Below are 12,210 nucleotides of genomic sequence, written 5' to 3'. Positions count from 1 at the left end.
ATGACATCCCAGCGCGTCCTCAACGGGCGGTACGAACTCGGTGAATTGCTCGGCCGTGGCGGCATGGCCGATGTCTACAAGGGCACTGACACTGTGCTCGGACGAACCGTGGCAGTGAAGCTGCTCCGTGCCGATCTCGCCCGCGATCCGCAGTTCCATGCCCGTTTCAAGCGCGAGGCTCAGGCTGTGGCGGCCCTGAACCACTCCTCGATCGTAGCTATCTACGACACCGGCGAGTACACCGTGTCCGGCGGCCCGGGCGAGGACGTTCGGGTCCCTTACATCGTCATGGAATACGTGTCCGGCCGGACTCTCCGCGATCTGATCCGCGCCAAGGAACTGGACATCGATCAAGCCATCGAGTTCATCCTTGGCGTCCTGGCCGCGCTGGAGTACAGCCACAAGGCCGGGATCGTCCATCGCGATATCAAGCCGGCCAACGTCATGGTGACCGGGGAGTCAAACGACGTGAAGGTCATGGATTTCGGAATCGCCCGGGCGATGGCGGATTCCGCGGCAACCATGACCCAGACGCAGGCCGTGGTTGGCACTGCCCAGTACCTTTCACCCGAGCAGGCCCTCGGCGAGACCGTGGATGCCCGCAGCGATCTGTACTCTGCGGCGTGCTTGCTGTTTGAAATGCTCACATCACGCCCTCCGTTCACGGGCGACAGTCCTGTCTCGGTGGCCTACCAGCACGTCCGCGAGGTCCCGGAGCCCGCCAGCACGTTCAATCCGGCCGTTTCGGAGGCACTGGACAGCGTCCTCGCCAAGGGCCTGCAGAAGAATCGCGCCGACCGTTTCCAGGATGCGGCTGCCTTCCGCCGCGCCTTGCGTGCGGCCAAGAACGGCGTGGCAGTCCCGGCCTTTGCCGCCGGAACTCCCACAGACGTCCAGGACGTCGTGCCGTCGACGCAGCAGATTCCCGAGGGTGGCTTGGCGCGCGGCCTGACGGGCGCCGAGTTCCTGGACAGCACCCTGACCGGGGGGTCGGGCAATGGCCATGACGCCGGCGACCAGGACACGATGCTGGCCCTGCAGGCCGGTGAACCGGAACCTGAACCGGACAACGACGGCGCCATGCCGCTTGGTTTCGCCCCTGAACGCGAGCGGACCGCCCGGCAGAAGTCCCGCCGTCGTGCGTGGACCGCGGTGGTGGTTATTTTAGTGCTGCTGGTCTTGGCCGGCGGTGGATTCTGGGTGTACAGCACGGTGAACCAGAAGCCGGCTCCGCCGGCGTTGATCGCGGTACCGGCGGTCGCCGGCATGAGCGAGGCCACGGCGTTGCAGACGCTGTACGGCGCCAATCTCAGCCCCGAGTCGCACCATGTCCCGGATGACAAGGTCCCGAAGGGGACGGTGATCAGCACCGAGCCCGGCGTGGGGTCCCAAGTGGCGCCGAAATCGCAAGTCCTGCTGAACGTTTCAGATGGGCCAGTCTCGGTGACTGTCCCGGCAGGCTTGAACGGACTCACCGAAGCCGCGGCCCGCGACCTCCTGCGTCAGGCTGGCCTCGTGGGCGGGTCAAGTACCTTGGCCAATAGTGCCACGGTTCCCGCAGGCTCCGTCATCAGCACCAAGCCGGCTTCCGGGGCTGTAGTAGGCGTGGGCAGCACCGTTGACTTGGTGGTGTCCACAGGCAAGGTATCCGTGCCTCAACTCGTTGGTTTGAGTGTGGCCGATGCCGAAGCGCTCCTCAAAGCGAACGGCCTGGCCATGGCGGTCACCGAACAGGAGAATTCGCAGGTAGCTCCCGGAAAGGTGACGAGCCAGGGCGATGCTTTCAATTCCCTTGTGGAGCAGGGCAAGACCATCAGCGTGATTGTCGCGAAGGCTCCCGCCCCGTCCCCGAGTCCCACTCCGACGCCCACGCCGTCTCCTAGCGACACCCACGGCGGAGGCTTCGGCGGACTAGGCGGCTAGCGCTGGATCAAGGGGCTAAGGGTGGCCGCACGGGCGGCCGCCCCGGACATCCCCAGTGATTCAAGCCAGTTCCCGAGCATGAGGTAGCCACCTTCGGTGAGTACCGATTCCGGGTGGAACTGCACTCCGCACAGCGGCGCCGAACGGTGCTGCAGGCCCATGACAACCCCGCTGGCGGTTTCGGCGGTGATTTCCAGTACGTCGGGAATGCTTTCCCGGACGGCCGCCAGGGAGTGGTAGCGGGTGGCCGTCACCGGCGAGGGCAGCCCGGCGAAAACGCTCTTGCCTTCATGCTGCACAGGTGATGTCTTGCCGTGCATCAGCTCCGGGGCGTGCGTGACGGTTCCGCCGTAGGCCTCGGCCAGCGCCTGGTGCCCCAGGCAGACCCCGAACATCGGCTTGTTGTTGTCTCCGCACCACTTGATCAGCTCAATGCAGACACCGGCTTCGGCAGGGGTGCCGGGACCGGGAGAGATCAGCACGCCGTCGCGCGCGTCCGCCAGCTCGATCGCTTCGGCGAGAGTGACGTCGTCGTTCCGGACCACTGTGGTTTCCGCACCGAGTTCCTGCAGGTAACCGACCAAGGTGTAGACGAAGCTGTCGTAGTTATCCACGACGAGGATTTTTGTTGTGCTCATGGCTGCTGTGCTGAACCAATCGTTGAGTCGGTGAGGGTAGTGAACTGTGACATCCAGGGGAAGAGGAACTGGACCATCAGGGCAAGCGCGCATGCGACGAGGGCCGCTGATGTCAGGATACGCACCCACAGGGGTCCCGGGAGGTGGCGGAAGATCCATCCGTACATGGCTTAGCCCTTTCCGGCCGTCTGGGCGACTTGCTTGGCGATCTCCTGTGGTGGCCCGGCGGATGCCGGTTGCCAGCTTTCCAGCAAGGAGTACGCGATGATGCGTTCTTGCGCACCAAAGCGCGGATTGCAGCTGGTCATGGTCAGGTAGCTTTCGGTGGGCGTCGCCCCGGGCTGTGTGGGGACCGGAAGAAGGACGTCGGTTCGCGAGGGCAGCACGATCTGGTTGTTGCGGAAAACGTACGTGTAGTAACCGTCTTTGGTCTGCACGTAGATTTTGTCGCCCGGAACCAGGAGGTGGATGTTGTCCAGTACGGCGCCATGCGTCTGACGATGTCCGGCGACGGCAAAATTGCCCGGGGCTCCGGGCATGCTGGTGGTCCCGTAGTGGCCAAGGCCCAGCGTGTCCAGGATGTCGGAACCGGTTCCCTCGATGATGGGCCGCGAATAATCCGGGCCGAATCGCGGAATGTACATGATGCCGATCATGCCGCCGTGCTCGGGAGCCTGGGCAACCACGGGCTTGCCGTAGTTGGGCGGTCCAGCAGGGTTGGCAGGGGCAACAGGTGCCACAGGTCCCGCAAAACTCTTCGCGAATCCCTGGACGGCCTGGCTTTGCTTCGCGTCGGCTTCGACGTTGGTCCACCACAGCTCCCACGCCACAAAGAGCAACAGGATAAGTCCCGCGGTGAGGAGGAGTTCGCCTACGATCTGCACGACCTTACGCACAATGTCGCCCGTGCTTGGCCGGCCTTTGCGCCTCGCCGGGCGCGGCCTGTGCCCCCCGGGGCGGGGACCCTCCGAGCCGGTTCCCGTGCCGTCGTCCGGCATGGCAGCGGCTTGCTGCGTCTGCTGCTGCGCCACTGGATCTCCTCTTAACAGGCGCGGATGCCCGACGACGAGCAGTCTCCGAAATCCGGCTAGACTTGACTGCTAGTACGAACCCCGGAATTGCCGCGTGCGCGTTGACCGCTGGAATTTTCCTTCCTGCAGGATATCAAGCTAGCGCGTGGCCTTTTCATTCAGCCGGCCAAGGAGGATCCGTGCCCGAGTCCAAGCCCCGCAAGAGGGCCGCCCGCCCCACCGAGGCGGCCACCACGCAGCAGTACAAGCCGAACCCCGTCTGGTACAAGCCCGTCATGTTCGGTCTCATGATCATCGGCTTGCTGTGGATCATCACGTTCTACATCACCAGCGGCCAACTTCCCGTAGCCGCGTGGGCGTCCTGGAACATCGTGGCAGGGTTCGGCATCGCGATCGTCGGCTTCCTGATGACCACGCGCTGGCGCTCCTAAGAGACGACCTCACATTTCGGCCGCCTGCAGCGTCTACAAGACATGACCACCAGGCACACCATCATTGAGTCCCCACTGGGCCAGCTCACGCTGACTGCCCAGGACGGGCTGCTGACCGGCATCTTCTTCGAGGGTCATTGGCATATGCCGCCTTCGGAATTCTTCGGTGAAGCCGTCCCCGCTGACGATCCCTTGTTCCAGCAAACTGCCGTTGAGCTCGGCGAATACCTGGCTGGCGAGCGGACCGTGTTCGACGTCCCTTTCAAGGCTTCAGGGAATCCGTTCCAGCAGCGGGTCTGGGCAAGACTGGAAGAAATTCCGTACGGGGAAACCGTCAGCTACGGAGAATTGGCCACCGAGCTGGGCGATCGCAACCTTTCCCAGGCCGTCGGCTCGGCGGTTGGCCGCAATCCGCTGAGTATCATCATCCCGTGCCATCGGGTTGTGGGGAGCGACGGGAAGCTCACCGGATACGCCGGCGGCCTCGACAACAAACGGTTCCTCCTGGAACTCGAGGAACCAGCGGCGGCGAAGGAAAGCAAGCTCTTCTAATGGAGCCCAAGAAGCCGTTCGAGCTGGTCGTCCGGGAGCACGGGCCCACGGTCCTGCGAGTGTGCCGCGCGGTTCTCGGTGCCCACGACGCGGAAGACGGCTGGTCCGAGACTTTCCTCTCCGCACTGAAGGCCTACCCCGAACTGCCTCCAGACGCCAACGTCCAGGCGTGGCTCGTCACCATCGCGCACCGCAAATCCATCGACATCGTCCGCGCCAGGACCCGTCAGCCGGTTCCCGTGGATGAACTGCCCGTGCGACCGTCCGGACTCGGCATCCCCGGCGACGGTCACCGGGAGGTGCTCGACGCCGTCGGGCAGCTTCCGCCGAAGCAGCGCCAGGCGGTTGCGTACCACTACCTCGCCGGGCTCCCCTACAAGGACGTCGCCGGGCTTCTCGGCGGAACCCCCGACGCCGCGCGTCGCGCGGGAGCCGACGGAGTCAAGGCGCTGCGCACCATTCTCGTCGATAGCTCCATGAGCTACGTGAAAGAAGAAACCCCATGACCATCCATCACGACGAACCGGACGTCTCCGAGCTCCTCGCACCCCTCGATTCCGCCGAACCGGGCGTCATGCAACGGCTCCACGACCGCCTCGCAGCGGCAGCCGCGGAGCAGCACACCCTCGATATTGCCTACCGCACGGTGGATTCCCCGATCGGCAAACTGCTGCTCGCGGCCACGGAACGCGGCATGGTGCGCGTGGCGTTCGAAGTGGAAGACCACGACGCCGTATTGCAGCTGCTCGCGGAAAAGCTCAGTCCGCGGATCCTCTTCTCAGCGAGTCGCCTGGATCCCGCGGCCCGCGAGCTGGACGAATACTTTGCCGGAACCCGGCACCGCTTCGACCTGCCCCTGGATTTCAGCCTTTCGCGCGGCTTCCGCCTCAGCGTCCTGGAACATTTGCCGCAGATCCTCTACGGCCATACGGAGAGCTACGCGCAAGTGGCCTTGGCGGCCGGAAGCCCGCGGGCCGTGCGCGCCGTCGGCACTGCTTGCGCCACCAACCCGCTGCCAGTGATTGTTCCTTGCCACCGGGTGGTGAAATCCGATGGATCGTTTGGCAACTACCTCGGCGGCACGGAAGCCAAGCGCGCCTTGTTGGCTCTTGAGGCAGCATGAGCCCGGGGTGGACGGAACCACTGTTTCCGCTTGAGTTACCGGACGCGCCCGACGCCGGTCCACGGGAGATCGCGCCCGGCGCGGTGCACGTTCCGGGCTGGCTGAGCCTCGAGCAGCAGCACTGGATCGCGGCCCGTTTCGATGACTGGACGCGGGGTCCCGTCCCCTTGCGCGCCGCCGTCCTCCCAGGCGGGCACCCGATGTCCGTCCGGACGGTCTGCCTCGGCTGGCACTGGCAGCCCTACAGATACACGCGCGAGGCCTTTGACGTCAACGGCCGGCGGGTCCTCGACTTTCCCGATTGGATGGTGCGTCTGGGCCGCAAAGCACTGTTCGAGGCCTACGGCGACGCCGCCGAAGCCACCGGCTACACGCCAGACACTGCGCTGGTGAATTTCTACGACGAGGCCGCCAAGATGGGGATGCACCAGGACAAGGACGAAAAGTCCCGGGCCCCCGTCGTCTCGATCAGCATCGGAGACAGTTGCGTCTTCCGCTTCGGGAACGTGGAGACGCGCACCAAGCCGTATACCGACGTCGAACTTTCCTCAGGAGACCTCTTCGTGTTCGGAGGGGCATCCCGTTTTGCGTACCACGGCGTCACCAAAGTGCTCCCCGGAACGGCTCCTGAAGGCTGCGGGCTGCCGAGGGGGCGGATCAATATCACCATGCGCGTCACTGGAATGTCGTAGGACCGGGGCACAATGTCAACAACAGCTTCTGCCCGGCTTCCTGTGGAGGAACAGCTATGAACCCGCCCGAGAACGGCACCATCATTGGCGACGACGGCCTTGCGCGTCCGCCTTGGGCATCCGTTGACCCGCTCATGCGCGAGTACTACGACCACGAGTGGGGCATGCCGGTACGGGACGAACGGGGCCTGTATGAGCGCATCAGCCTTGAGGGATTCCAAGCGGGCTTGTCCTGGGCCACTATCTTGCGCAAGCGCGAAGCATTCCGGTCCGCTTTCCTGGACTTCCACCCTGAAAGCGTCGCGGCTTTCACGGAGGCGGACGTCGAACGGCTGATGCAGGATTCGGGAATTGTGCGCAACCGCCTCAAGATCCGCGCAACCATCACCAACGCCAAGGCCACCATCGCCTTGCGGAGCGAAGGCGGGTTGGTGGACTTCGTGTGGTCGTTCCAACCGGAATCGACGCCGGAACCGCGCACCTTTGCCGATGTCGCTACCCAATCGCCGGAGTCGATTGCTCTGTCCAAAGCCCTGCGGAAGAAGGGCTTCGCTTTCGTAGGCCCCACCACCATGTATGCGCTGATGGAGGCGATCGGCATGATCGATACCCATCTGCTTGACAGCCATCGTCGGGGAAGCTCCGGAGTTTGGCTCTGATGCCCAGCTTCTTTCCACAGAAGTGCGTAACTTTATCCACAGCTGTGGACAATTCATGTGGACATCCATGCACATGAAGCCAAGATCCCTGACATTCAGGTGATAACCGGGCCCTCACGCCTCGAACCCGTGGTTTTACCCAATGTGCACAAGGCTGTGGATAGTGTCCGCGGGTTCACTGAGAGTTCACCGCGAGAGCATTGAGAACTTCATTCAGACCCTACTGACCGTGGCGTCTGGTCGACTTCCGGTTCGCTGTCCCGGGTCCTCGATGTGGGTTTGGCCGGGTTGTGTGAAAGAATCTGCGTATGAATGCAGATAAGAATGCCTGCTCGCTGGGAGTCGACAGCCAATACGTTGAATTGGCTGTGGAAGTGTTCGCGATGCTGGCTGATGCGACGAGGGTCCGGATCGTCCTGGCGCTCCGGAACGGCGAAATGGCCGTGGGGGCGCTGGCGGAACTCGTAGGGAAGTCGCCGGCGGCAGTATCGCAGCACCTTGCCAAAATGCGCTTGGCGAGAATGGTTTCCACGCGACAGGACGGAACCAGGGTCATGTACCGGCTGGAGAACGAGCATGCCCGCCAACTGGTGGCGGATGCGATATTCCAAGCAGAACACGCCTTGGGCGGCACCCCTGCACACCACCGCGCGGAACAGGAATCGGCATGAGCGGTCACCAGCAAGTCGGTCATCACGAGCATCATGTGCACGACCACGACCACGACCACGACGGACACTCCCACGAGCATCATTCGGGTCTCAAGGGGTGGCTGTATGAGCTTTTCGTCCCACACACCCACGATGCCGCCGATTCAATCGACGATGCCCTTGAGTCCAGCACACAGGGCGTCCGGGCGCTGAAGATTAGCCTTTTCATACTTTTGGGCACCACGGTCCTGCAGTTTCTTGTGGTCCTCATCAGCGGCTCGGTTGCGTTGCTGGCCGACACCATCCACAACTTCTCGGACGCGCTCACCGCAGTGCCATTATGGATTGCGTTCATCTTGGGACGTCGCGCAGCAACTCGCCGCTACAACTATGGATACGGGCGGGCGGAGGATCTTGCCGGACTGTTCATCGTCGGCGTGGTCGCGCTTTCGGCAGTCGTCGCCGCGTGGCAATCCATCGATCGGCTGTTCCATCCCCAACCCCTGCACAATCTGTGGTGGGTTCTTGCGGCCGGAGTCATCGGCTTTGCGGGCAATGAAATCGTGGCCGTCTACAGGATCAGGGTCGGCCGGCAGATCGGGTCTGCTGCGTTGGTTGCCGACGGCGTGCATGCGCGCATTGACGGATTCACCTCGCTCGCGGTGGTGCTTGGGGCCGGCGGCGTGCTGCTTGGCTTCCCGTTGGCGGATCCGATTGTGGGCCTGCTGATATCGGCGGCCATCATCGTCCTGCTCTGGGGTACGGTACGCAGCATCGGAAGACGCCTGATGGACGGCATAGAGCCCGAACTCCTGGACAGCGCAAAGGCCGCATTGGAAATGACACCGGGCGTTCTCTCCGTGCCGCGGCTGCAACTGCGTTGGGTCGGCCATCGCCTGCAAGGCGCCGCCACCATCGTCGTCGCCAACGCGCCCCTGTCAGCGGTGGAAGAAACTGTCAGCGAGGCCACGCATCGGCTTGGGCACGCCCTCCCAAAGCTTGACGACATGGTGATACAACCCGTTACGGAAGCTGGCCGCTGATCGACCGGGTCCTGTTCCCAACCGCTGCCCAGCCCCTACGGCTATGATGGCCCACTGAACCTTATGTTGAGCCACTGACCCGATCTTGAGCCACTGAACCGGACCCGCCCGGCCGCCCGAGATCCACGAAGGAAGATGCCCATGAGCCAGCAAGCGATTCTGGCGAAGCCTCGCCGAAACGTGGAAATGGTGCTTTTGGTGCTGGCCCTTGGCGTCGGCATTGGTGCCCTTGCAATGACCAGCGTGGACAAAAAGGAAGCCCTTGACGTTGGATTCTGGCTTCAGGCGGGTGCCTTGACGGCACTGGCCGGGGTCTTCCACGTTGTCCTGCGGTTCAAGGCAAGGTATGCGGATCCGGTGATCCTCCCGATTGTGGTGGCTTTGAACGGCCTCGGCATCGCCATGATCCGACGCTTGGATGCCTCGAACGGTACGACTGCGGGAGCTAATCAGCTCACATGGACGATCGTCTCGGTTCTGGTCGCGGCCGCCGTTTTGTGGCTTTTGAAGGATCACCGGCTTTTGCGCCGGTATACCTTCATTGCACTTGCGATCAGCGCCGCCCTCCTTATCCTTCCCCTTGTGCCGGGCATTTCGGCCGGCGACATCAATGGCGCGAATGTCTGGATACGCCTCGGCTCCCTGCAGTTCCAGCCCGGCGAGATCGTGAAGATCACGCTCGCCGTCTTCTTCGCGGGCTATTTGTCCTCCAACCGGGACTTGATCCTGCTGGCCGGCAGGAAATTCGGGCGCCTGCAGTTCCCAAGGATCAAGGACACGGGCCCGATGATCACCGCTTGGGCAGCGAGCGTCGGCGTACTGGTCTTCCAGCACGATCTCGGCATGTCCATACTGCTGTTCGGGCTGTTCATCGTGATGATCTACGTTGCCACGAGCCGGGCCAGCTGGCTCGTCCTCGGCGTCGTGCTCATGCTTTTGGGCGGATACGCCGCAGCAAAGATCTTTTCCCACGTCGGCTTGCGCATTGACGCCTGGATCAATGCTTTCGACCCCCAGGTCTTCACCCGCTTCCCCGGAGGCAGCGCCCAGATTGTCCAAGGCCTCTTCGGAATGGCCGACGGCGGCCTGATCGGCAAAGGCCTCGGGCTCGGAAGCCCGGACCTCGTGCCATTCGCGAACAGCGACATGATCATCGCTTCCCTTGGTGAAGAACTCGGCCTGATCGGGCTGTTCGCGATCGTTCTCCTCTATTTGCTGCTTTTCACGAGGGGATTCCGGGCCGCCCTGGGCATCCGGGATGCGTTCGGGAAGCTCCTTGCCTGCGGGCTGGCCTTCTCCATGGCTCTTCAGTGCTTCATCATTATCGGCGGCGTCACCCGCCTTATTCCCCTCACAGGGCTGACGACGCCGTTCCTCTCCGCGGGCGGGTCCTCCCTCCTCGCCAACTGGATCATCGTCGCCCTGCTGTTGCGGATAAGTGATGCCGCCCGCAGGCCGCAGACCGTTGCTTCCCAGACCGAACACGTTCCGGTCTGACTCCGGTCCGCTACCCAGGCTGCCAGGCGTGCGTGCCTCGGCGAAGCCCGTCGCACCATCGAGGAGCCCCGGCTTCGTGTCGAGTTCTGGTCCGACTTAGCCGAGGGTGGCGACTTCACGGTGCTATGGTGACTCGCCCTGTCGGGACGGGTCCGTCTATATCGAAATTGTGAGCCGGCGGTTTCGTCTGGGAGGCTCCACCCAAAGCGAGTACGGCTGGCGCGCGGCCGTGGTTTCGTCCGGCGCGGATGACCGTCTACTCCGGGCAGGTACTCCACCGCATGGTCGCTGCGACCTTCCATTGCGCTGGCATTGTGGAAAGCGGCGGGGATAGTACCCGTCCGCGCTCCTATTGGTGCCGGCGGCACCGCCGTATCGCTTGGCCTCCTGCTGCGGCGGCCGCGAGCGATGGATGAACACCAGATTCCGGTAACAGATTTCATTTGGCGCCTTTCCAAGCCTGGACCCAGGCATGTGCCGCTACCGGCAAGACAGAGCGATCAAAAATCCGCTTCCCACAACCGCTGCCGTGGGGGCACCCGAGTTACGCACTTAACAACAGGCAACTACCCACAAGTTATCCACAGTTGGGGAAAAACTGCGCCTACATAGTGGAAAACTCCCGGAACGGCGGGCCTCAGAGGGTAGGAAAGACAACGAACTACAGCAATGTGAGTTATTAACAATGTTGATAACTCTGTTGATACCGCGCTCTTGCGGCTGCGAACGCTGAAGTTGTCCACACACCCCCGGATAACCCACTTCTTATCCACATACCCACAGGCGTATGGGCAAAAGTTATCCACAGGTGTGGACGTTAATCCCAAGAGGAAAGCCCGACCCCTGCCATCTCGCTCCGGAGAGTCCATTCACCATCGAACTACATGCTTGTAAGTTACGCACATTGTGGATAACGCCTGTGGAAAACATCTCCAAGGGCCTTGACGGCATCAGTGCACAGTTCTAGGCTGGCCTTATTCAATGAATTAGTTGATAAACCAGTTGCTTGAGTACGGCGGAAGAGTTGGAATTCCGCGATGCGTGAGCCTGAACCCAATAGGGGAGAAGCATGCCGGGCACGATTGCTGCAGCGGTGCTGGATCCGGAAGACCAGCTCAACAGGGCGTTCATGGCCCTCGCCGATCCTGTCCGCCGCAAGATACTGGCACGGTTGGCCTTGGGCGATGCCACCGTCAATGAGATCGCCCAGCCCTTCGCCGTCACCCTCCAAGCAATCTCCAAGCATCTTCAGGTGCTCGAAGGCGCGGGGCTCATCACGAGGAGCAGGGAAGCCCAGCGCCGTCCCTGCCACTTGAACACCACGGCGCTCGGCCCCTTGGCCGAGTGGATCGAGAACTACCGTCTTCAGGCTGAGGAACGTTTCGCCCGACTGGACGAACTATTGGCCAGTGAGACGCCATCTGCCGGCGAAGACACGGCAGACCCCGTCAAAAAGGGCACAGCCGACAAGGACAATCCGGAAAAGGAGAAGAACAATGAGCACCAACACAACAACCATTGACGTCACGGCGGGCACGCCGTTCATCGACACGAGCCGCGACTTCGACGCCGCACCGGAGCGCGTGTTCCAGGCTTTCACAGACCCCGAACTCGTCGTCAAATGGTTGGGTCCGCGTCGCCTGGAAATGCGCCTGGAGTCGTACGACGCGCGCACGGGCGGCAGTTACCGCTACACGCATCTCGACGATCAGGGCAACGAGTTCGGCTTCCGCGGGGTCTTCCACGAAGTCCAGGAGCCACTGCGGATCATCCAGACCTTCGAGTTCGACGGCGCCCCGGGGCAAGTCACCTTGGACACCACCAGGTTTGAAGACCTCGGAGGCCGCACACGTGTGGTGCAGCACTCCGTGTTTCCCTCGGTGGAAGCACGGGACATGGCAGTAGCCAGCGGCATGGATGCGGGCATCAAAGAGTCGATGGACCGCTTGGAGGAGCTCCTCGGTTAACGAG

The 12,210-nt window shown here is 62.8% G+C and carries 15 protein-coding genes; 12 read left to right on the top strand and 3 right to left on the bottom strand.

Annotation, left to right across the window (positions count from 1 at the left end):
• Positions 1-1,923, top strand: a complete 1,923-nt coding sequence (gene pknB, locus ACFVTG_RS14735) for a Stk1 family PASTA domain-containing Ser/Thr kinase (RefSeq protein WP_390281530.1) — start codon at positions 1-3, stop codon at positions 1,921-1,923.
• Here the strand turns inward: pknB and ACFVTG_RS14730 are convergent.
• Genes ACFVTG_RS14730 through ACFVTG_RS14720 form a run of 3 tightly spaced genes read right to left on the bottom strand, consistent with a single transcriptional unit; the run spans position 1,920 to position 3,592 of the window.
• Positions 1,920-2,561, bottom strand: a complete 642-nt coding sequence (locus tag ACFVTG_RS14730; RefSeq protein WP_284750980.1) for an aminodeoxychorismate/anthranilate synthase component II — start codon at positions 2,559-2,561, stop codon at positions 1,920-1,922. The genes pknB and ACFVTG_RS14730 overlap by 4 nt on opposite strands.
• Entirely contained in the window at positions 2,558-2,728 is a 171-nt protein-coding gene (locus ACFVTG_RS14725) for a hypothetical protein (protein ID WP_284750981.1), read from the bottom strand. Before ACFVTG_RS14725 ends, ACFVTG_RS14730 begins: the two co-directional genes overlap by 4 nt.
• A gap of 3 nt (positions 2,729-2,731) precedes the next feature.
• Positions 2,732-3,592 (bottom strand): class E sortase, encoded by an 861-nt coding sequence (locus tag ACFVTG_RS14720; protein ID WP_390281527.1) that lies wholly within the window; start codon positions 3,590-3,592, stop codon positions 2,732-2,734.
• A gap of 179 nt (positions 3,593-3,771) precedes the next feature.
• Here ACFVTG_RS14720 and ACFVTG_RS14715 point away from each other — a divergent pair, with 179 nt between their 5' ends.
• From ACFVTG_RS14715 to ACFVTG_RS14665, 11 genes are all read left to right on the top strand, one after another.
• On the top strand, positions 3,772-4,023 hold the full coding sequence (locus ACFVTG_RS14715) for a cell division protein CrgA (RefSeq protein ID WP_284750982.1): 252 nt from the start codon (positions 3,772-3,774) through the stop codon (positions 4,021-4,023).
• A gap of 42 nt (positions 4,024-4,065) precedes the next feature.
• Positions 4,066-4,575 (top strand): methylated-DNA--[protein]-cysteine S-methyltransferase, encoded by a 510-nt coding sequence (locus ACFVTG_RS14710; RefSeq protein ID WP_390281524.1) that lies wholly within the window; start codon positions 4,066-4,068, stop codon positions 4,573-4,575.
• Positions 4,575-5,081, top strand: a complete 507-nt coding sequence (locus ACFVTG_RS14705) for an RNA polymerase sigma factor (protein WP_390281522.1) — start codon at positions 4,575-4,577, stop codon at positions 5,079-5,081. The genes ACFVTG_RS14710 and ACFVTG_RS14705 overlap by 1 nt, the downstream gene beginning before the upstream one ends.
• Positions 5,078-5,698 (top strand): methylated-DNA--[protein]-cysteine S-methyltransferase, encoded by a 621-nt coding sequence (locus ACFVTG_RS14700; RefSeq protein WP_390281520.1) that lies wholly within the window; start codon positions 5,078-5,080, stop codon positions 5,696-5,698. Before ACFVTG_RS14705 ends, ACFVTG_RS14700 begins: the two co-directional genes overlap by 4 nt.
• Positions 5,695-6,390, top strand: coding sequence for an alpha-ketoglutarate-dependent dioxygenase AlkB family protein (locus ACFVTG_RS14695; protein WP_390281518.1), 696 nt, complete (start codon positions 5,695-5,697; stop codon positions 6,388-6,390). The genes ACFVTG_RS14700 and ACFVTG_RS14695 overlap by 4 nt, the downstream gene beginning before the upstream one ends.
• A 56-nt stretch (positions 6,391-6,446) precedes the next feature.
• Positions 6,447-7,049, top strand: a complete 603-nt coding sequence (locus ACFVTG_RS14690) for a DNA-3-methyladenine glycosylase I (protein ID WP_390281516.1) — start codon at positions 6,447-6,449, stop codon at positions 7,047-7,049.
• Between the two features lie 308 nt (positions 7,050-7,357).
• Complete coding sequence (locus ACFVTG_RS14685; RefSeq protein WP_284750988.1) at positions 7,358-7,720, top strand: metalloregulator ArsR/SmtB family transcription factor; 363 nt, start codon at positions 7,358-7,360, stop codon at positions 7,718-7,720.
• Positions 7,717-8,742: a cation diffusion facilitator family transporter gene (locus ACFVTG_RS14680; RefSeq protein WP_390281514.1), complete on the top strand. Its 1,026-nt coding sequence runs from the start codon at positions 7,717-7,719 to the stop codon at positions 8,740-8,742. The genes ACFVTG_RS14685 and ACFVTG_RS14680 overlap by 4 nt, the downstream gene beginning before the upstream one ends.
• 141 nt (positions 8,743-8,883) lie before the next feature.
• Positions 8,884-10,239 (top strand): FtsW/RodA/SpoVE family cell cycle protein, encoded by a 1,356-nt coding sequence (locus tag ACFVTG_RS14675; RefSeq protein ID WP_284750990.1) that lies wholly within the window; start codon positions 8,884-8,886, stop codon positions 10,237-10,239.
• Between the two features lie 1,069 nt (positions 10,240-11,308).
• Complete coding sequence (locus ACFVTG_RS14670) at positions 11,309-11,761, top strand: helix-turn-helix transcriptional regulator (RefSeq protein WP_284750992.1); 453 nt, start codon at positions 11,309-11,311, stop codon at positions 11,759-11,761.
• Complete coding sequence (locus ACFVTG_RS14665; RefSeq protein ID WP_284750993.1) at positions 11,736-12,206, top strand: SRPBCC family protein; 471 nt, start codon at positions 11,736-11,738, stop codon at positions 12,204-12,206. Before ACFVTG_RS14670 ends, ACFVTG_RS14665 begins: the two co-directional genes overlap by 26 nt.
• Positions 12,207-12,210: the final 4 nt, after the last annotated feature.

Source organism: Arthrobacter sp. NPDC058127 (assembly GCF_042884555.1).
In the GTDB taxonomy this organism is placed as follows: Bacteria; Actinomycetota; Actinomycetes; order Actinomycetales; family Micrococcaceae; genus Arthrobacter.
This window is presented reverse-complemented; position numbering and strand designations above follow the sequence as displayed.